The sequence below is a fragment of the Phycicoccus sp. HDW14 genome, assembly GCF_011383005.1.
Classification (GTDB): domain Bacteria; phylum Actinomycetota; class Actinomycetes; order Actinomycetales; family Dermatophilaceae; genus Phycicoccus.
Window position 1 is genome coordinate 248906 of the sequence record NZ_CP049935.1, and the last position, 18091, is coordinate 266996.

An 18091-nucleotide genomic window follows, 5' to 3' on the forward strand; every position below is an offset into this window, starting at 1 on the left:
CGGTCAGGGTGTCACGCGGGCACCACCGAGCGTCCGGGCGAAGCCGTCGGGCACGAGCACGTCGTCCGGGGTGAGGTCGTGCACCGACGCCTTCGCCAGCCCCAGGAGGGCCGAGGAGATGCCGCCGGACAGGATGTCGAGGACGTTCTCGACGCCGGCCTGCCCGTTGGCCGCGAGGCCCCACAGGTAGGCCCGGCCGATCATCACGGCCCGGGCGCCGAGGGCGAGGGCCTTGACGACGTCGCCGCCGCGGCGGATGCCCGAGTCGAAGACCACCTCGACGTCGTGGCCCACCGCCTCGGCGATGCCGGGCAGCATCCGGATCGCGCCGGGGATGCCGTCGAGGTTGTTGCCGCCGTGCGTCGAGACCGAGATGGCGGTGACGCCGGCGTCGACGGCCCGGCGGGCGTCGTCGACCCGGCAGATGCCCTTGAGCATGAACGGGCCACCCCACACCTCGCGCATCCAGGCGATGTCCTCCCAGGAGGGTGGCGGCGTGGTCATCCACTCGCCGTAGGCGCCGAAGAACGTGGGGCCCTTCTGCCCGGGGCGGCCATGTTCGGGGTGGTGAGGTCGGGCAGCGCACCGGAGCGGACGAAGTCGAGCAGCCAGCGCGGGCGGCGCAGCACCTCGGGGGCGAAGGACATCATCGCCCTCGGCGTCAGGGCTTCGGGGATGGTCGGGCTGCCCCAGTCGCGGCCGTGCGAGAAGGTCCAGTCGAGCGTGGCGATGATACCCTTGGCGCCGGCCGCCCGGGCCCGGTCGAAGCGCTGCTCGATGGTGTCGCGACCGCCGGACCAGTAGATCTGGAAGAAGGTCCGGTCGTTGACGGCCGTCACCTCCTCGATGCTGCTCGAGCCGAACGAGCTGAGGCCGATCGCCGTGCCCCGGGCCGCGGCCGCCCGGGCGACGGCCACCTCGCCCTCGGGGTGCACGGCCTGGACCCCGGTGGGGGAGATGATGACGGGCAGCGCGAGGTCGACCCCCATGACCGACGTCGCGAGCGAGCGCTCCGCCGGACCGCCCGCCACGTGCGGTGCGAACCCGAGCTCGGAGAACGCGGCGATGTTGTCCTCGTAGGTCAGGCCGCGCTCGGAGCCGGCGAGCAGGGCCTTGTAGACCGAGCGGGGGAGCCGCCTCTCGGCACGGCGCTGGGCCTCGGCGACGGTCTCGAACCATCTGGTGCTGCTCATGGCGTGGCCTCTCGTGGGGTGTCGGTGCTGACGGTGCGTGGGGTCTGGTCGGCGGTGGTGCCGCGGGTGCGGAGCGCGGGCAGGAGGGCGCGGGTCGACCTCTCGCGCAGGCAGCCCCACCACAGGCCGGCGCCGTAGGCGAGGTCCTCGGCCCGGCGCAGGACCACGTAGCGGGAGAGGTCGAGGTCCGGGCGGACCCGCCGGTGGTCGAGGACCCCGTCGACGACGGCGGCCACGAGCGCGACACGACGGGCACGACGCGAGAACGGCACGAGGGCGGCGGTCACCGGCCAGTGGTGGCGCACGACGAGCCCCGTGGTCTGGGTGAGGGTGGCGTGCAGGCCGACGGCGAGGACGGCCAGCGCCGCGCGGTGGGGCCGGTCGCTGCCGCGCAGGCGGCGGGCTAGGGACAGCTCGGCGAACGCCGTGGCCCCCAGGGCGACGGGGACGCTCCAGCGGCGCTGGGCGAGGACGGCACCGGCGGCCACCGCGGCCCACGGGGCGAGGACGGCAGGGGCCACGGCCTCGCCGTGGCGGGTCGCGAGGAGGGCGGCGCCGCTGCCGTAGAAGGCCTTTCGGCGCAGCCAGGCCCCCGGGGTGGTGCGGTGCTCGTGTCGGACGACGACGGAGGGGTCGTAGCGCACGACGTGGTCGCGGGCCACGCGCCAGACGAGGTCGACGTCCTCGGCGACCTCGAGCGCCTCGTCGAAGCCCTCGCCCAAGGCCTCGCGGCGACCGAGGAGGACGGCGCTCGGCACGTACGAGACGCGCCCGTGCGGGTGGACCCGCGCGGGTGAGGGCCCGAGGTCGAGGGAGGAGCGGGCGGCCTCGTAGCGGGCCAGCACGCCGCGGCCCTCGTCGAGACCGAGGACCCGCGGCGCTACCAGGGCGACGGCGGGGTCCTCGAGGTGACGGCGCAGGGCGGCGAGCGCGGTGGTGTCGAGGACGACGTCGGAGTCGACGAAGGCCACGACGGCGGAGCGGACGGCTCGCAGGCCGGTGTTGCGGGCGGCAGCCGGCCCGCGACGCTCGGGGTGGCGGACGTAGCGCGCATCGTGGCGCCGGCACACGTCGACGAGGGCGGCCGGGTCCTGCGAGCCGTCGTCGACGACGACCGTCCGGACTCCCGGCAGCCCCGCGAGCAGGCGGTCGAGCGCGGCGGCCCGGTCGAGCACCGGCACCACGACGGTGACGTCGCTCGGATGGGCCGGGGTGGACCCGTTCCACCAGGGGTGGGCCAGACCGCGGTCGAGGAGCATCCGGGCGACCCGCCGCGACGTGGGGTCGTCGACCACGAGGCCACCCCGCTCGTCGAACCGCTGAAGGGCGGCAGGGCGCAGGTGCACGAGCCGGCCGGAGGAGCCACCGAAGATCGTCCGGCCGTCGTCGCAGCGGTGCGCGTCGTCGGCCAGGCGCACGCGGAAGCCGGAGGGCAGGTCAGGCACGACCGAACCCCCCGTCGGCGGGGAGGACGGCCCCGTGGACGACCGGCCCGGCCGTGCAGGCGAGCTCGACGACGGCCGCCACCTCGTCCGGGGAGAAGGGGCGCCGGGAGGCCTGGTGCTCGGCGAGCGCAGCGACGTCATCGAGGCCGTAGAGGCGAGCCGTGGCAGCCAGCATGTCGGTGTCGGTGGCCCCCGGCGCCACACCGACCGCCGTGACCGGGGTACCCGCGAGGTCGGCGGCGAGGGCGCGCACGACACCTGTCGCGGCGTGCTTGGCGACGACGTACGCGGACAGCCCGTAGAGACCGCGCTCGCCGGCGACCGAGGTCGTGACGCACACGGTGGGCCGGTCGGCGGCCGGGCGGGCCAGGAGGTGCGGGACGGCGGCGGCCGCGAGGTTCCAGGCCGTCGCGGCGTCGGCGGCCAGCAGCCCGTCGCGCACCTCGACCGGCGTCTCCCACAGCGGTGCGCCACCCGCGACCACCGACGCCGTGCTCACGACGACGTCGAGCCGGCCGTGCCGCGCCACGACGTCGTCGACGGCCGACCGGGTCGCCCCGGGGTCGCGCAGGTCGACGGCGACGACCTCGATACCGTGCCCGCGAAGGCCCTCCGCACCCGCCCCGGTGGCGTGGTCGTAGCCGAGGGTTTCGCCGTCGAGGGCGTCGAGGACGACCACCGGTCCGCGGGCGGTGAGCCGGTGGGCGACGGCGGCGCCGATGCCGCGCGCGCCCCCGCCGACGAGCGCGACCGGGCCGGCGCTCACGCCGGGACCCCCGACGTGGTCGGACGCAGCAGCCGGCCGGCCTCGTCGACGAGCCCGGCCCACACCTGGCGGGTCACCCGGTCGACGAGCTGCTCGAGGAGGTCTTCGCCCTCCGCGGCCGAGGCGCCCCTCGGGTCGCCGAGCACACCGCCGGGCGAGACCGCGGCCACGCCCCGGCGCGCAGGCGGGGGAGGAGCGCGGAGACCGGCTCGACCGGCCCGGGAGCGGCGGCGTCCATCCGCACGGTGCCGGGGTCGAGGGCGAGCAGGAGGGAGGTCTCGGCCCGCCCGGCATGGGCATCCCACCCCGGCTCGGCGCACGAGGTCCACGCCACGTCGTGCGACTCGCGACGCAGCTGCGCCACGGCCCGGTCGAGCGCCTCGGCGTTGCCCCCGTGACCGGTGACGAGGACGACCGGCCCGGACCATCGTCGTGCCGAGCGGACGAGCTCGACGACGAGGTGGACGAGGGCCTCGGTGCCGATGGACACGGTGCCCGGGAAGTCCTCGTGCTCACCGCTCGCGCCGTAGGCGACGGTGGCCGCGACGAGCACCTGACGATCGGTCAGTCGCTCCGCCACCGTGTCGCACACCGCGCGCGCGACCTCCGAGTCGGTGTGCAGCGGCAGGTGGGCGCCGTGCTGCTCGAGCGCGCCGAGCGGCACGAGCACGGTCGCGCCGCGCAGGTCGGCGCCGGAGGTGCGCGTGCCGAGGTCCACGCCCGTCAGCCCGTCGTGAGCGGGTCCCGGCCGGGGCCGACGGGGCTCTCGTCGCACGGCGAGGCCGGCGGGCGGCGGGCGATGGTCACGGGCACCGGGGCGTTGCGGACCGGCCCGCTGTGGCTGTGGTCCTGCGACGGGCTGGGGCGGGTGCCGCCGGCCACGGCGGCGAGGGCCTCGGTGGCGTTGCCCTTGACGCACTCGGGGTCGGGTCCGTCGAGCGGCAGACCGGTGAAGAACTTCGCGGCCATGCAGCCACCCCGGCAGGCGTCGTAGGCCGAGCAGCGGGTGCAGGCGCCACCGGTCTGCGGGGAGCGCAGCTCGCGGAACAGCGGGGCGTCGCGCCACACCGACCCGAACCCCTCGCCGCGGACGTTGCCCGCGAGGAAGCGGTCGTGGATCGCGAAGGGGCAGGCGTAGACGTCGCCGACGGGGTCGACGAGGCAGACGACCCGCCCGGCACCGCAGAGGTTGAGGCCGGGGAGGGCATCGCCGTAGGCGGCGAGGTGGAAGAAGGAGTCCCCGGTGAGGACGCCCTCGCCGTGCGCGACGAGCCAGTCGTAGATCGTGCGCTGCTGGTCGGGCAGCGGGTGCAGGTCGTTCCAGACCTCGGCCCCGCGACCCGCCGGGCGCAGCCGGGTGAGCCGCAGCATCGCCCCGTGCTCGTCGGCGATCTCCTTGAACCGGTCGAGCTGGGGGATGTTCTCGCGTGTGCAGACGACGGAGAGCTTGGTGTCCTGCATCCCGGCGTCGCGCAGGTGGCGCAGGGCCCGCAGGGCGGCGTCGAACGTGCCGGCACCGCGGACGCGGTCGTTGACCTCGGGGGTGGCGCCGTCGAGCGACACCTGGACGTCGACGTAGTCGGTGCGTGCCAGGCGCTCGGCGCGTTCGGGAGTGATGCGGAAACCGTTGGTGGAGAACTTGACCCCGACGTTGTGGGCCACCGCGTGGTCGACGATCTCCCAGAAGTCCGGCCGGACCGTGGGCTCGCCCCCGCCGATGTTCACGTAGAACACCTTCATCGACTCGAACTCCTCGATGAGCCCGAAGCACTCCTCCGTCGTCAGTTCGCGCGGGTCGCGCCGGCCGGAGGAGGAGAGGCAGTGCACGCACGCGAGGTTGCACGCGTACGTCAGCTCCCAGGTGAGGCAGATCGGGGCGTCGAGGCCGTGCTCGAAGTGGTCGACGAGCCGGGTGCCGGTGGCGGCGGGGCGTTCGGGGGCGAGGGTCATGCGGTCCTCCTCGTGATCATCCGCTGCTCGGCGAGGCGGTGCAGCGCGGCGTCGAACCCGGCGCGCTCGGCGGCGGGCACGCCCGCCCGGTCGAGGGCCTCACCCACCGTGGGGGCCATGGCCAGGCCCTCGACGACCGCGACGAGGCGCGGGTCCTTGAGGAAGGTGAGCCGGCGGGTCGTGAAGTCGTAGAGCAGGGCGCCGAACGGCTCGGGGCGGATGGCCACCGAGCCGTTCAGCTCCCACGGTTGCTCGAGCACGGCGGCCTCAGTAGACGCCGCACATGCCGTCGATGGACACGTCCTCGACGAGGGCGTCGGCGAGGAGCTCCTCACGCTCGGTGGCCTCGGTGGTGGTCTCGTCGACCGTCTCCTCAGGGGTCATGACGACTCCTTCCCAGCTGCGTCGGTGGTGGCCGGCCCCTCGGCGGGAACCGTCCCTCCACGCTAGGAACGCGGGTCGCGGGCCAGCACCCCTCGCCCGCACGGGCGCCGCCCCACCGTCCGGGCAGGGGCGGGGCGGCCCCCTGCCCGGACGGCGGGGCGCACCCACCCTCCGGAGAACGGGTCAGGCCCGGGGCGGGCGGGCGGTTTCCACGACCTCGTCTACCCAAGGCCGGGCGGCCGTCCCTAGCGTCGACGTCGCTGGTAGGCGACTGCCTCAACGAGGAGGATGTTCCATGCAGGTCGACGAGCTACTGAAACCGTTCCCCATCAAGGAGTTCCACCCGTTCCCCCGCGCCCTCATGGGTCCCGGAGCGCACGAGATGATCGGGCCCGAGGCCCTCAAGCTGGGCTTCCGTAAGACCCTGGTGATGACCTCCGGCCTGCGGGGCACGGACGTCGTCCACAAGATCGTGGAGTCGATGAAGTACCACGGCCTCGAGGTCGTCGTGTACGACAAGGTCGAGTCCAACCCCAAGGACTACAACGTCATGGACGCGGTCTCGCTCTACCAGGACAACGAGTGCGACTCGTTCGTGTCCATCGGTGGCGGCAGCTCGCACGACGCGTGTAAGGGCGCCCGCATCGCGGTGGCCCACGACGGGCGCAACGTCAACGAGTTCGAGGGCTTCAACAAGTCCGAGAACCCGAAGAACCCGCCGCACATCGCCGTCTCGACGACGGCCGGCACGGGGTCGGAGACCTCGTGGGCGTACGTCATCACCGACACGACGACCGACCCGGACAACCCGCACAAGTACGTCGCGTTCGACGACGCCTCGGTGACGACGCTGGCCATCGACGACCCGGTGCTCTACTACGACTGCCCGGTCGACTACACCGCCCAGTGCGGCTTCGACGTCCTCGCCCACGCGAGCGAGCCCTACGTCTCCCGGCTGAACTTCGAGCCCTCGCTCGGCAACGCGCTGCGGGCGATCAAGCTCACCGCCGAGAACCTGCGCCAGGCCGTCTGGAACGGCCAGGACCTCGCCGGCCGCCAGGGGATGATGTACGCCCAGTACATCGCCGCGCAGGCCTTCAACTCCGGCGGACTCGGCATCATCCACTCGATCAGCCACGCGGTGTCGGCGTTCTACGACACCCACCACGGCCTGAACAACGCGATCGCGCTGCCCCGGGTCTGGGCCTTCAACATGCCGACCCAGTACAAGCGCTTCGCCGACATGGCCGACGCGATGGGCGTCGACACCTACGGGATGACCGACGTGCAGGCCGCCGACGCCGCCCTCGAGGCCGCCATCCGGCTGCTGCGCGACGTGGGCATCACCGAGAAGTTCACGGACGTGACGGCCGACTCGTACTCGAAGAACCGTCTGGGACAGGGCCCGACGAAGTTCTACGAGAACGCGAAGGTCATCACGGGTGACGACGCCGACGTCGACCGCATCACCAACCACGTCCTCGGCGACGCCTGCACCCCCGGCAACGCCAAGGAGTGCACGTTCGAGACGGTGCGGCCCGTGGTGGACCACTGCATGAACGGTGACCTCGACGACCTGCTGAGCTGACGACCCCGGTGCCGCCCGGCGGCGGCTGCACGCCGCCGAGCGGCACCGGCACCACCCCATCCACCGAGGACGCTGGAGGACCCGTGACGGACACCGAGGCAACACCCGGGGAGACGGCCGGCGCGACACCGACGACGTTCGCGGGCGTCGAGGACGCCCGGCAGCGGCTGCGCGAGGTCGGGTACCTCACCGACGACCGGCTCGCCACGACGGCCTTCCTCCAGTCGGCGCTCGGCAAGCCCCTCCTGCTCGAGGGCCCGGCGGGTGTCGGCAAGACCCAGCTCGCCCAGAGCGTCGCGGCCGCGACGGGGCGGCGGCTGCTGCGCCTCCAGTGCTACGAGGGCCAGGACGAGACCAAGGCCCTCTACGAGTGGGACTACGGGAAGCAGCTGCTCTACACCCAGATGCTCCGCGACAAGATCGGACAGGTCGTCGAGGACGCACCCGACATCGCCAGCGCCGTCGACCGGATCGCGGCCCAGGACAGCGTGTTCTTCTCCGAGCGCTTCCTCGTGGCGCGCCCACTGCTCGAGGCCATCACGTCCGAGGACCCCGTCGTCCTGCTCATCGACGAGGTGGACCGGGCCGACGAGGCCCTCGAGGCGGTCTTCCTCGAGCTGCTCGCCGAGTTCCAGGTCTCGGTGCCGGAGGTGGGCACGTTCGTCGCCGAGCAGACGCCGCTCGTCGTGCTCACGTCGAACAACACCCGCGACCTCTCGGCCGCCCTCAAGCGACGCTGCCTCCACCTCTTCCTCGACTACCCGGACGCCGAGCGCGAGCTGGAGATCATCCGGTCCAAGGACACCGGCCTCGCCGACGCGCTGGCCGCGCAGCTGGTGGGAGTGGTGCGCGGCCTCCGGGGGCTCGAGCTGCGCAAGGCCCCGAGCATCTCGGAGACGATCGACTGGGCCCGCACCCTGGCGGTCCTCGGCGTCACCGAGCTGTCGGCCCCGGTCCTCGCCGAGACGCTCAACGTCGTGACGAAGTACGAGCGCGACCTGGGCCTGGCCACCCGTGAGCTGCCGCGGCTCGTCGACCCGAACCGGACCGTGCCCGAGGACCGCGGCCAGGGACACGGCCACGGCCACGGGCACAGCCACGGCCACGGCCACGACGACGCCGACGGACCGGACGGACGCGACGTCCGCGCGGGCAAGGACCAACCTGGCCGGCACGACGAGGCGTACTACGGCTCACCGAGCGCCGGTGCGGCAGAACCGAAGCGGGTCGCGCCGGGACAGGGGCAGCGGTCGTTCCGCGGGGGCGGCGCCAAGCGACGGCCGGTCTAGGGCGACCGGTGGAGAGCTCGCTGCACCGCTTCATCCGGTTCCTGCGCCTGCACGGGATGCGGGTCAGCGTGGCCGAGGCGGTCGACGCGCTCGAGGCCGCGTCACAGCCCGGCATCATGGCCGAGCGCGAGGTGCTGCGCTCGGCCCTCGCGGTCACCCTCGTCAAGGACCGCCGCGACCAGCAGGTCTTCGACGAGGTCTTCGAGCGCTTCTTCCGGCTGCGCCGGGTGGTGCCGGAGGGCGAGGAGCACGGTCACGCCCACGACGACCTGTCGGACGACGGCGAGCTGAGCGGGTTGACGATCTCGGACGAGCTCTCCGACACCCCGCAGCAGGGGCACAGCCACGGCAAGCCCCAGGACATCCGCGAGTTCTTCCGCCCGGAGGACCTGGCCCAGCAGTACAACCTCCACCAGGAGGCCAACAAGATCGACATGGCCTCGATGACCGACGAGGTGGTGCTGTCCAAGGACGGTGTGACGCCCCAGGGCGAGGCCGCGCGGGTGCAGGTGTCGACCTCCCGGCTGCACAACCCCGGCACCCCGGGACGGCTCACCGAGGCGCGGGGCGCCGAGCTCGGCGTCGAGCTGACCGTCGCCGAGGAGCTGGCGCTGCTCAGCTGGCTCGGGGAGCCCGACGACGAGCTCGAGCGACTGCTCGACGACCCCGACGTCGCGGCCCTGCGCGACCAGCTCGCGCCCCTGCTCGCCGGGCTGCCGGAGCAGATCAAGCGCCACCTCGAGCAGCTGATGGCCGGGCAGGCCGAGGTCGAGGAGCGCGAGCTCGACGTCGCGCGCGCCGAGGTGCTCGCCGAACCCGACCGGCTGGCCTTCGAGGAGGCCGTGCGGCGGCTCCTGCGGGCGCTGCGGGGCGCGCCCCGGCCCGCCGGCACGTCGCCGGGCGCGGGGTCATCGACAGCCGTCGGACGATGCGCTCGAACATGCGGTACGACGGGGTGCCGTTCCGACCCGTGCTCGTGAGCAAGCGCGAGGACCGCCCGCAGCTGCTCGTCCTCTGCGACGTCTCGCTCTCGGTGCGGGCCACGTCGGGCTTCGCGCTGCACCTCGTCCACGGGCTGCAGTCGGTGGCCTCCAAGGTGCGGTCGTTCGCGTTCGTCGACGAGGTCGTCGAGGTGACCGACCTCTTCGCCGCCCACCACGTGCAGCAGGCGCTGGCCGCCGTGATGGCGGGTCGGGGTGACGGCGGGGTCGTCGACGTCGACGCCGACAGCGACTACGGCTCGGCACTGCGCCAGTTCCTCGAGGAGTTCGGCTCGGCGATCACGCGCCGGACCACCGTCGTCGTCATCGGCGACGGTCGCGGCAACGGCAAGGACCCGGCGGTGGGTGCCTTCGAGGAGATCGCCCGGAGGGCGCGGCACGTCGTGTGGCTGACGCCCGAGCCGCGGTACTCCTGGGGGCTGGGGCGCTGCGACCTCCCGCTCTACGAGCCGTCGTGCGACCACATCGAGGTCGTACGCAACCTCGGTGCCCTGGAGTCGTTCTCGCACCGGATGGGGGAGGTGCTGGTGTGACCGTCGCGCCGATCGACGCCCTCGCCCCCGCCGTCGGGGGCTGGTACCGCGACGGGGTCGTCGTGGTGCGCCGGCGCGGGGTGGGGGCGAGGCGGCGTCTGGGGGTAGCCCGCACGCCGCACTTCGACCTCGGGCGGGCGGGCGGGGGAGACCTCGTCGTCGAGCACTCGCTGACCCTGGAGTCCATCGACGACGACCTCGCCGGGCTGCTGTCCGACGAGCTGTTCGAGCCCGGGTGGCTGCGCGGCTCCGAGGTGTTCGAGCGGGTGTTCACGGGGGTCGTGCTCACCTGCGCCGAGGACCCCGAGCTGGCGTGGGAGGCGTTCTACGCCAACACCCTCGCGGCGGTGGGCGCACTGGCCGGCGCCGGGGTGGAGCAGGCGGGCACGGCGTCCGGTCACGGCTGCGTGCGTGACTACGCACCGGTGTATGCGCACGCGGAGTCGCTCGTCGGGCCCGGCTCGGTGCTCGAGCTGGGCAGCTGCTTCGGGTTCCTCGCGCTGCGGCTCGCGGCATCCGGTCGCGCGGTCACCGCCTCCGACGTCTCGGGGGGCACCATGCGCCTCCTCGCCTCGATGGCCCCCCGCTTCGGGGTCGACGTCGCGACGCTCACCTGCGACGCGGCGCACGTCCCGGTGCCGGACGCCGGGGTCGAGAGCGTGCTCGCCGTGCACCTCCTCGAGCACCTCGAGCGGGACCACGCGGCCCGGGTCGTCGCCGAGGCTCGCCGGCTGGCCGCGCGTCGCGTCGTCGTCGCCGTCCCGCTCGAGGACGTCCCGAGCGAGCAGTTCGGTCACCTCTGGGCGGTCGCGCTGGACACCCTGCGGGAGTGGGGGCAGCAGGCGGTGGGGTGGCGCGCGGAGGTGCACGAGCACCACGGTGGCTGGCTGGTCCTCGACCGCGTCTGAGGACGGCCGGCGAATCGTCCGGGTTTCTCCGTCGAATCGGGGCGCCCCGCGCGTCAGGGTGGTGTCGGACCCACCACCCGAGAGGACCCGCAATGCCCCAGTACGTCGTGATGTTCCCCGCCGACGACGAGCGCGAGTGGAGCGCCGGCACCGAGGCGGATCACCAGCGCACCTACGACACCGATGCCGAGTTCGTCGCGGCGCTGCGGGCGCGCGGCGGGAGCGTCACCGGCGGGGCGGCCCTCGCGGACTCTGCCTCGGCGCGGACGCTGCGGCGGGGACCCGACGCCCGCGCGTTCGTCACCGACGGACCGTTCGCCGAGACCACCGAGCAGCTGTCCGGCTTCTACCTCGTCACCTGCGACCGGTACGACGACCTCGTGACCGCCGCCGAGGTCCTGGTCCGGGCGCACCCGGTCGTCGAGATCCGCCCGGTCGACGAGGACTGAGGTCCCGGGCGACGAGGTCGTCACCGGAGCAGCGGGTCGGACCGGGTCAGAGCATCCCGCGCTTGGTCGCCTCGTAGACCGCCTCGGCCCGTCCGGACACGTCGAGCTTGCGCAGGATGTTGCCGACGTGGAACTTCGCCGTGGTCTCCGAGATGTAGAGGCGCTTGCCGATCTCCTTGTTGGACAACCCTCGTGCCAGCAGCTGGAGCACCTCGTCCTCGCGCGCGGACAGCGTGGGCCGGGTCGGCGGCGGAGGCGCCTGCATCCCGCGCACCATGGCGGCGGCCGAGCGCGCGTCGAACGCCGACTCGCCCTGGCTGACGTCGTGGATGGCCCGCACGAGCGCGGCGGTGTCGACGTCCTTGACGACGTAGCCCTTGGCCCCTGCGCGGACCGCCTCGAGCACGAGGTGCTCGTCGAGGAAGGTCGTGAGCACGAGCACCGCCACCGAAGGGTGCCCGGTGCTGATCGCCTGGGCGAGCTCGAGCCCCTCGGTGTCCGACGACGTCGAGAGCTTGAGGTCGAGCAGCACGACGCGTGGTGTCACCCGCTCGAGCACGGCCAGCGCCTCACCGCGCGACGAGGCCTCGGCGACGACGGCGATGTCGGGCTCGCGCTCGAGCACCGAGCGCAGGCCCTGGCGGACGATCGCGTGGTCGTCGACGAGCATGACGCCGATGGGCTCCTGCTCGGTACGCGCGGGGGAACGGGAGTCGGTGGTGCTCAGCACGGCGGTGCCTCCTCGGGGACGGGCAGGTCGAGCCCGGGACGGACGCGGACGACGGGGAGCGGGACGCGTGCCGTGACCCGGACGCCCCCGAGCCGAGAACGACGGAAGGTCAGGGCGCCGCCGAGGCCGCGGACCCGGCTGTCCATGTTGGCCAGGCCCTGGTGGCGCCCGTCGCGGATGGTCCGCCGCTCGAGCTGGAGCATCCGGCGCAGCGCGGCGGGTTCGCCGTCGCCGTCGTCGGACACCGAGACCACGAGGGCCTCGCCGAGCCAGCGGACGCGGACGACGGCGCGTCGGGCGGACGCGTGGGTGACGACGTTGAAGAGGGCCTCGCCGACGACCCGGGCGAGCTCGTGGTGGACGTCGTGGTCGAGGGCGACGCTCCGCCCCGCGACGCGGACCGTGATGTCGAGCAGCGAGCGGTGGTGGTGCACGACCTCCCGGAGCAGGTCCTCGAGCGAGGCGACGGACTCGCTGTGGGGCCGGGTCAGGGCGAAGATCGCCGAGCGCAGCTGCTCGACCGCCGTCTGCGTCAACGACTTCGCGGTCTCGAGCTGCCGTCCCAACGCCTCGGCACCGACCTCGACCGCCTCGCCCCGCGCCACCTCGACGGCCATGCCCGCCGAGAGCACGTACTGCGTGACGCTGTCGTGCAGCTCGCGGGCGATGCGGTGCCGTTCGGCGTCGACGAGCTCGCGCTGCTCGGCGACGGCCAGCCGGTGCTCGGCGGCCTCGAGCTCGGCGGTGCGGGTCGCGAGGTCGCGGGCCTGCGCCCGAGCCTCCTCGTGCAGGCGCTGCGCGCGCCGGTGCAGCGAGAGCCCGGCCTGGTACTGCTCGCTCGTGTGCAGCGACACGGCCGCCTGGTTGGCGAGGATGCGCAGCACGGCGAGGTCCTCGGGCTCCGGGTCCTCGGCGAGGCCGTGGCGCGCGGCCAGCCCCCGACCCGCCGGCCCTCCAGGTACATCGGCACCCGCACCCACACGTCGGTGCGCGCCGACGGCCCGGCGTACCCGGAGCGGATGGCCGACAACTCGAGGCGCACGTTCTCGGGGACCTCGGTGTGGTCGCCGACGCTGCGCCGGTCGGGTCCGATGACGACGAAGCGGGGCCGGGCCTTCTCGAGGTGGCTGTCGGCGAGGGCGAGCAGGGCCCAGTCGGCGTCGAGGTGGTCGGCGGCCGCCATCGCGACCTCCTCGAGCAACCCGCGCGGACCCTCGACGGTGCGGACGACGGCCCGGCTGATGGTGTCCATGGCCCGCACGGCCCGCTGGGTGCGCTCGGTGGAGCGCAGGTACGCCGGGTAGTACGAGTTCTTCCCGGAGCGCACCCCGGTGAGCCGGGAGAGGTCGGTCGCGCCCTCGGTCACAGCGCCGCCCGGAAGATGCGCTCGATGTCCTCGGCGTCGGTGGGACGGGGGTTGGTCGTGAGGCACGCGTCCTCGAGGGAGTTCTGCGCGAGCACGCCGAGGTGCTCCTCGGTGATGCCGAGCGAGCGCAGCGACCGGGGGACGCCCACCTCGTCGGCGAGGGCGCGCACCTGGTCGGCGAGGGCCTCGGCGACCTCGTCGGCCGGCAGACCGTCGACCGGGATGCCCGCCGAGCGGGCCAGCGCGACGAACCGGTCGGGGGAGCTGGCGGCGTTGTAGCGGATGACGTGGGGCAGCAGGATGCCGTTGATGACGCCGTGGGGCGCGTCGAGCAGGCCGCCGACCTGGTGGCTCATCGCGTGCGTCGCCCCGAGGATCGCGTTGGTGAAGGCCAGGCCCGCGGCCAGCGCCGCCTCGGCCATCCCCGTGCGGGCCTCGGGGTCGTCGGGAGCGCGCATCGTCTGCACCAGGTGCTGGTTCACCAGCCCGACCGCGTTGAGCGCGTGCACGTCGGCGAGGGCGTTGTGGGCCCGTGACACGAACGCCTCGATGCCGTGGGTCAGGGCGTCGAGGCCGGTGGCGGCGTTGAGCCACTCGGGCATCGTCACGAGGAGGCGGGGGTCGGTGATCGAGATGTCGGGGACGAGGGCGCGGCCCATGATCGTCACCTTCACGTGCCGCGTCGTGTCGGTGATGATGCAGAACTGGCTGACGTCGGCGCCGGTGCCCGACGTCGACGGGATCATGAGCAGCGGGGGATCTCGCGGTGGACCTGGTCGACACCGCGGTAGTCGAGGATCGAGCCACCGTTGCCGGCGAGGACGGCCACGCCCTTGGCGGCGTCCATCGAGGACCCGCCGCCGATGCCGATGATGACGTCGCACTCGTTCGTGCGGTAGAGGTCGTGCGCGGCGGCGACCTCGAGGTCGCGGGGGTTCGGCGAGATGTCGCTGCAGACGACGGGGAGAGGCCGGCCTCACGCAGGTGGCCGAGCAGCTCGCGCACCCAGCCCGCTTCGACGATGCCGGGGTCGGTGACGACGAACGGACGGCGGGCCCCCAGCCGGCGGGCGGCGTAGCCGGCCTCGGCGAGGGCGCCGATGCCGAAGACGATCTCGGGGGCCTGGAACTTCACGAGCGCGGACGCGTCGACGGGCCACGTGGTGGCGGTCCCGGCACCGTTGCCGCGCGACCCCGTCATCCGGCCTCCTGAGCCTCGGGTCCCGCAACGGTAACCCTCGGGTCGGCCGCGCGCACCCACCGATCCGGCGGATGCCCCGGCACGATGACACCTGTCCGACCGGGTAGGTCGCGTGGCGGCCCGGGCGTTCGTCGGTGCCGAGGGCCGGGTCGAGGGTGTCAGGGCGCGGGGACGGGCACCGGCTCGGCGTGGGCGCGCTCCTGGCGCAGCGCGGGCAGGTAGAACGCCGCGCCGAGGATGCTGAACGCGCCCGCGACGAGGATGGCCGTGGCGGTGCTGGCGGCCTCGGCGAGCGGGCCGAGCACGAGCAGCCCGAGGCTGTAGCAGCCGCCCCCGACCATCGAGTTCATCGACAGCACCGTCGTGCGGTTGTGGGCCTCGGCCTGCCGGTGCAGGAGGGTGCTGTGCACCGGCCCGGCCGTGCCGTGCAGCGTGTAGACGACGAAGAACGCCGTGACCAGCCCGACCGGCCCGGTCATCAGCGCCATGACGACGACGAACGCGCCCTGGAGGACGCGCGAGGCGATGGCCGTCCAGGTGACCCCGACCCGCCGTGCGGCGAGCCCGGCCGCGGCCGAGCCGGCGGCGAAGAGCCCCCACGCGGCCGCCGAGACCGGGCCCATCAGCGCGCCGGCCCTGGCCTCCCCGCCGACGAGCTCGGAGAGGCGCACCGGCATGAGGGTCTCGAAGGCGATCATCCCGATGCTCCAGAACACCTCGACCGCGACGAGCGCGAGCAGGACGCGGTTGGTGCCGAGCAGCCGGAGTCCCCGGGCCACGACGCGCGGGGCCTCGCGCGCGGAGTCGAGGGCGCGGCGCAGGCCGCCGGAGTCGACGTGGGTGACCGGCTCGCGCAGGAGGGCCGCCGTCGCGACGACGTTGAGGACGATGAAGACGATCGAGAGCCAGTAGGCGTTCTCGAGCGCGGTCAGCGACCGCACCGGGTGCCACGCGATGATCCCGCCCGAGAGGACCGCCCCTGCGGCGATGGCCGCCCCGAGCACGGTGCCGGCGCGCGCCAGCCCCTGCTCGACCTCGACGTCGGGGTCGTCGGCCTGGGCGGTGTCGACGTACCAGGACTCCAGGGGGCCGGAGTCCAGCGCGCGGAAGACGCCCTGGAGCAGCAGCGCGATGCAGAAGGCGACGAAGGTCTGGGCGACGACGTAGAGCAGGGCCGACCCGAGGGCCACGACGGACGAGACGACGAGCAGCGGCCGGCGGCCGAGGGCGTCGGCGAAGCCGCCGGTCGGCAGCTCGAGGGCGAGGACGACGAAGCCCTGCATCGAGAGGATGACGCCGAGCTGGGCCAGCGACATGCCGCGCTCGAGGGCCAGCAGGGTCGTGACCCCGATGACCAGGCCCACCGGGAACCAGCGGGTGAAGGTCAGGAGGAGCAGGACCCGGCGTGCCCGGCCGGCGGTCAGGGGAGCGGCGCTCACCGCGCGCCACCGCCACGGGGGGCCCGGTCGAGGTCGACCGGGTACAGGACGGCGTACGTCGCCACGCGCCGCGCGGCGGGGTTGCCCTGGCCTACCCGGCGGTAGCGCGCGACGACGGCGTCGAGCTCGTCGCGCATCGCCCGGGCCTGCTCGGGCGTCGCGAGGACCCACGAGTCGTCCATCCCCATCGCGTCCCGCCACTCGACGGGCCATCCGGACTCGACGTCCAGCCACCGCTCGAAGCGCTCGCCGAGGTGGCGGGAGTAGTCGCGCTGGAGCCAGCCGAGGGCGGTCTCGGCGTCCTCGTCGCCGACGAAGTCGCTCGGCTCCCACTGGTGGCTCTCGGTGGCCGCCCGCCAGAGCCGGCGCTTGCCCTCGCCCTCGCCGGTGTCGGCGACGAGCCCGACGGACTCGAGGCGGCGCAGGTGGTAGGACGTCGCACCCGAGTTCGTGCCGAGCTGCGTCGCGAGGTCGGTGGCGGTCGCCGGGCCCCGACGCGCAGGGCCGAGAGCAGCCGGCTGCGCAGCGGGTGGGCGAGGGTCTTGAGGGACTGCGCGTCGAGCCGCAGGCCGGACAGGTGGCCGTCGGCGGAGACGTCGTTCGTGCTCATGCGTGCATAATACCTTTGCACAGTTGCTTTGCACAAGAGCCGTGCAGGCAGACTGTGCACGGGTGTCGTCGCAGGTCAGCACAGGTGCGCAGGGGTCCTGCGAGCGATTTGGGGCGACCGTAGCCTCCCCGTAGCATTGAGGACTGTTGTGCCGTGTGCCCTCGCGAGGGCTCCCCTCCCTCCCGGGAGCACTCGGCATCACGCCCCCGTCCACGACCCATGAGGAAGCCCCCATGCGTACCTACACCCCGAAGGCGACCGAGGTGACCCGTGCCTGGCACGTCATCGACGCCTCCGACGTCGTCCTCGGCCGGCTCGCCAGCCAGACCGCGGTGCTCCTGCGCGGCAAGCACAAGCCGACCTTCGCCCCGCACGTCGACACCGGCGACTTCGTCATCATCATCAACGCCGAGAAGGTCGCGCTGACCGGCTCGAAGGCCGAGAAGAAGATGGCCTACCGCCACTCCGGCTTCCCGGGCGGCCTGCGCTCCACCTCCTACACCGAGCTGCTCGCCAAGAGCCCGGAGAAGGCCATCGAGAAGGCCGTGCGCGGCATGCTCCCCAAGACCTCCCTCGGCCGCCAGCAGCTGACCAAGCTCAAGGTCTACCGCGGCGCCGAGCACCCCCACGCTGCCCAGCAGCCCCAGCCCTTCGAGATCACCCAGGTGGCCCAGTGATGTCCGAGAACGCCCAGATCGACGAGTCCGCCGGCACCGACGCCAACGACGCCCCGGTCACCGAGTACACCTCCGAGTCCGACGGCACCGCCGTCGCCGGCGAGGCCGTCCGCCGCCCGAGCGCCTCGGCGCCCGGCGCCGCCACGGGCCGCCGCAAGCAGGCCGTCGCCCGCGTGCGCATCGTCCCCGGCACCGGCGAGTGGAAGATCAACGGTCGCACCCTCGCGGAGTACTTCCCGAACAAGGTGCACCAGCAGATCGTCGCCGAGCCGCTGACCATCCTCGAGCTCGACGGTGCCTACGACGTGCTCGTGCGCGTCCACGGCGGTGGCCCCTCCGGCCAGGCCGGTGCGGTGCGCCTCGGCGTGGCCCGCTCGCTCAACGGCGTCGACGAGGAGCTGAACCGTCCGGCGCTCAAGAAGGCCGGGCTGCTCACCCGCGACGCCCGCGTCCCCGAGCGCAAGAAGGCCGGCCTCAAGAAGGCCCGCAAGGCCCCGCAGTACAGCAAGCGCTGATCCGGCGCCGCAGCCGCGGCGTCCCGCAGCCCGGAGGCGGCACCATCA

At 73.7% G+C, this 18091-nt stretch carries 23 protein-coding genes and 1 pseudogene; 10 read left to right on the top strand and 14 right to left on the bottom strand.

Going from position 1 to position 18091, the window contains the following annotated elements:
• Positions 1-3: 3 nt before the first annotated feature.
• From G7075_RS21900 to mftA, 8 genes are all read right to left on the bottom strand, one after another.
• Positions 4-504 carry an alpha-hydroxy-acid oxidizing protein gene (locus G7075_RS21900; protein WP_256378048.1) on the bottom strand — a complete coding sequence of 167 codons (501 nt, stop codon included), beginning with the start codon at positions 502-504 and terminating at the stop codon, positions 4-6.
• Positions 501-1193 (bottom strand): alpha-hydroxy-acid oxidizing protein, encoded by a 693-nt coding sequence (locus tag G7075_RS21905; RefSeq protein ID WP_256378049.1) that lies wholly within the window; start codon positions 1191-1193, stop codon positions 501-503. Before G7075_RS21905 ends, G7075_RS21900 begins: the two co-directional genes overlap by 4 nt.
• The gene (gene mftF, locus G7075_RS01290; protein ID WP_205860588.1) at positions 1190-2638 is read right to left on the bottom strand and encodes a mycofactocin biosynthesis glycosyltransferase MftF; all 1449 of its coding nucleotides are present in this window, start codon (positions 2636-2638) and stop codon (positions 1190-1192) included. The genes G7075_RS21905 and mftF overlap by 4 nt, the downstream gene beginning before the upstream one ends.
• On the bottom strand, positions 2631-3404 hold the full coding sequence (locus G7075_RS20090; protein ID WP_205860589.1) for a mycofactocin-coupled SDR family oxidoreductase: 774 nt from the start codon (positions 3402-3404) through the stop codon (positions 2631-2633). Before G7075_RS20090 ends, mftF begins: the two co-directional genes overlap by 8 nt.
• A 73-nt stretch (positions 3405-3477) precedes the next feature.
• Positions 3478-4122, bottom strand: a complete 645-nt coding sequence (mftE, locus tag G7075_RS01295) for a mycofactocin biosynthesis peptidyl-dipeptidase MftE (RefSeq protein WP_205860590.1) — start codon at positions 4120-4122, stop codon at positions 3478-3480.
• 5 nt (positions 4123-4127) lie between these two features.
• Positions 4128-5354, bottom strand: coding sequence for a mycofactocin radical SAM maturase (mftC, locus tag G7075_RS01300; protein WP_166118084.1), 1227 nt, complete (start codon positions 5352-5354; stop codon positions 4128-4130).
• On the bottom strand, positions 5351-5614 hold the full coding sequence (gene mftB, locus G7075_RS01305) for a mycofactocin biosynthesis chaperone MftB (RefSeq protein ID WP_166118086.1): 264 nt from the start codon (positions 5612-5614) through the stop codon (positions 5351-5353). The genes mftC and mftB overlap by 4 nt, the downstream gene beginning before the upstream one ends.
• A 7-nt stretch (positions 5615-5621) precedes the next feature.
• Complete coding sequence (mftA, locus tag G7075_RS01310) at positions 5622-5738, bottom strand: mycofactocin precursor MftA (protein WP_166118088.1); 117 nt, start codon at positions 5736-5738, stop codon at positions 5622-5624.
• A gap of 295 nt (positions 5739-6033) precedes the next feature.
• Between mftA and mdo the strand changes: the two genes are divergently transcribed.
• The 6 genes from mdo (at position 6034) to G7075_RS01335 (ending at position 11506) form a co-directional block, all read left to right on the top strand.
• Positions 6034-7326 carry an NDMA-dependent methanol dehydrogenase gene (mdo, locus tag G7075_RS01315; RefSeq protein WP_166118090.1) on the top strand — a complete coding sequence of 431 codons (1293 nt, stop codon included), beginning with the start codon at positions 6034-6036 and terminating at the stop codon, positions 7324-7326.
• Positions 7327-7409: 83 nt separating this feature from the next.
• Entirely contained in the window at positions 7410-8615 is a 1206-nt protein-coding gene (locus G7075_RS01320) for a MoxR family ATPase (RefSeq protein WP_166118092.1), read from the top strand.
• Positions 8616-8623: 8 nt separating this feature from the next.
• Complete coding sequence (locus tag G7075_RS20095) at positions 8624-9595, top strand: hypothetical protein (RefSeq protein ID WP_205860591.1); 972 nt, start codon at positions 8624-8626, stop codon at positions 9593-9595.
• Positions 9544-10149 carry a VWA domain-containing protein gene (locus G7075_RS20100; protein WP_240917803.1) on the top strand — a complete coding sequence of 202 codons (606 nt, stop codon included), beginning with the start codon at positions 9544-9546 and terminating at the stop codon, positions 10147-10149. Before G7075_RS20095 ends, G7075_RS20100 begins: the two co-directional genes overlap by 52 nt.
• Positions 10146-11057, top strand: coding sequence for a mycofactocin oligosaccharide methyltransferase MftM (gene mftM, locus G7075_RS01330; protein ID WP_166118094.1), 912 nt, complete (start codon positions 10146-10148; stop codon positions 11055-11057). The genes G7075_RS20100 and mftM overlap by 4 nt, the downstream gene beginning before the upstream one ends.
• Positions 11058-11149: 92 nt before the next feature.
• The gene (locus G7075_RS01335; protein WP_166118096.1) at positions 11150-11506 is read left to right on the top strand and encodes a YciI family protein; all 357 of its coding nucleotides are present in this window, start codon (positions 11150-11152) and stop codon (positions 11504-11506) included.
• A 46-nt stretch (positions 11507-11552) separates the two neighbouring features.
• Here the strand turns inward: G7075_RS01335 and G7075_RS01340 are convergent, their stop codons facing one another.
• Positions 11553-12236: a response regulator transcription factor gene (locus tag G7075_RS01340; protein WP_305849800.1), complete on the bottom strand. Its 684-nt coding sequence runs from the start codon at positions 12234-12236 to the stop codon at positions 11553-11555.
• Entirely contained in the window at positions 12230-13120 is an 891-nt protein-coding gene (locus G7075_RS20105) for a sensor histidine kinase (RefSeq protein ID WP_205860592.1), read from the bottom strand. Before G7075_RS20105 ends, G7075_RS01340 begins: the two co-directional genes overlap by 7 nt.
• 36 nt (positions 13121-13156) lie before the next feature.
• On the opposite strand from G7075_RS20105, the gene G7075_RS20110 reads away from it, so the two are divergent.
• Positions 13157-13540 (top strand): hypothetical protein, encoded by a 384-nt coding sequence (locus tag G7075_RS20110; protein ID WP_205860593.1) that lies wholly within the window; start codon positions 13157-13159, stop codon positions 13538-13540.
• Between the two features lie 58 nt (positions 13541-13598).
• On the opposite strand, the gene G7075_RS01350 is transcribed toward G7075_RS20110, so the two are convergent.
• Both G7075_RS01350 and G7075_RS22350 read right to left on the bottom strand, forming a co-directional pair.
• Positions 13599-14348, bottom strand: a complete 750-nt coding sequence (locus G7075_RS01350) for an iron-containing alcohol dehydrogenase (RefSeq protein ID WP_371814148.1) — start codon at positions 14346-14348, stop codon at positions 13599-13601.
• Positions 14345-14664: pseudogene (locus tag G7075_RS22350) on the bottom strand (iron-containing alcohol dehydrogenase). The gene G7075_RS01350 and the pseudogene G7075_RS22350 overlap by 4 nt, the downstream one beginning before the upstream one ends.
• Here G7075_RS22350 and G7075_RS20560 point away from each other — a divergent pair.
• On the top strand, positions 14587-14814 hold the full coding sequence (locus tag G7075_RS20560; protein WP_240918121.1) for a hypothetical protein: 228 nt from the start codon (positions 14587-14589) through the stop codon (positions 14812-14814). The pseudogene G7075_RS22350 and the gene G7075_RS20560 sit on opposite strands and share 78 nt — an antisense overlap.
• A 146-nt stretch (positions 14815-14960) precedes the next feature.
• Here the strand turns inward: G7075_RS20560 and G7075_RS01355 are convergent, their stop codons facing one another.
• Together G7075_RS01355 and G7075_RS01360 are read right to left on the bottom strand one after the other, a co-directional pair.
• Entirely contained in the window at positions 14961-16241 is a 1281-nt protein-coding gene (locus G7075_RS01355; protein WP_166118098.1) for an MFS transporter, read from the bottom strand.
• On the bottom strand, positions 16238-16885 hold the full coding sequence (locus G7075_RS01360) for an ArsR/SmtB family transcription factor (RefSeq protein ID WP_371814149.1): 648 nt from the start codon (positions 16883-16885) through the stop codon (positions 16238-16240). Before G7075_RS01360 ends, G7075_RS01355 begins: the two co-directional genes overlap by 4 nt.
• A gap of 199 nt (positions 16886-17084) precedes the next feature.
• On the opposite strand from G7075_RS01360, the gene rplM reads away from it, so the two are divergent.
• A complete protein-coding gene (gene rplM / locus G7075_RS01365; protein ID WP_166118101.1) occupies positions 17085-17528 on the top strand; it encodes a 50S ribosomal protein L13 in 444 nt (147 codons plus the stop codon).
• Positions 17528-18043, top strand: a complete 516-nt coding sequence (gene rpsI, locus G7075_RS01370; RefSeq protein ID WP_166118104.1) for a 30S ribosomal protein S9 — start codon at positions 17528-17530, stop codon at positions 18041-18043. The genes rplM and rpsI overlap by 1 nt, the downstream gene beginning before the upstream one ends.
• Positions 18044-18091: the final 48 nt, after the last annotated feature.

Excerpts from the sequence above, each read along its gene's own strand:
- G7075_RS21900 (WP_256378048.1), bottom strand. The coding sequence starts at position 504 with ATGACCACGCCGCCACCCTCCTGGGAGGACATCGCCTGGATGCGCGAG.
- G7075_RS21905 (WP_256378049.1), bottom strand. The coding sequence starts at position 1,193 with ATGAGCAGCACCAGATGGTTCGAGACCGTCGCCGAGGCCCAGCGCCGT.
- mftC (WP_166118084.1), bottom strand. The coding sequence starts at position 5,354 with ATGACCCTCGCCCCCGAACGCCCCGCCGCCACCGGCACCCGGCTCGTC.
- mftA (WP_166118088.1), bottom strand. The coding sequence starts at position 5,738 with ATGACCCCTGAGGAGACGGTCGACGAGACCACCACCGAGGCCACCGAG.
- mdo (WP_166118090.1), top strand. The coding sequence starts at position 6,034 with ATGCAGGTCGACGAGCTACTGAAACCGTTCCCCATCAAGGAGTTCCAC.
- G7075_RS20100 (WP_240917803.1), top strand. The coding sequence starts at position 9,544 with ATGCGCTCGAACATGCGGTACGACGGGGTGCCGTTCCGACCCGTGCTC.
- G7075_RS01335 (WP_166118096.1), top strand. The coding sequence starts at position 11,150 with ATGCCCCAGTACGTCGTGATGTTCCCCGCCGACGACGAGCGCGAGTGG.
- G7075_RS01350 (WP_371814148.1), bottom strand. The coding sequence starts at position 14,348 with ATGATCCCGTCGACGTCGGGCACCGGCGCCGACGTCAGCCAGTTCTGC.
- rplM (WP_166118101.1), top strand. The coding sequence starts at position 17,085 with ATGCGTACCTACACCCCGAAGGCGACCGAGGTGACCCGTGCCTGGCAC.
- rpsI (WP_166118104.1), top strand. The coding sequence starts at position 17,528 with ATGTCCGAGAACGCCCAGATCGACGAGTCCGCCGGCACCGACGCCAAC.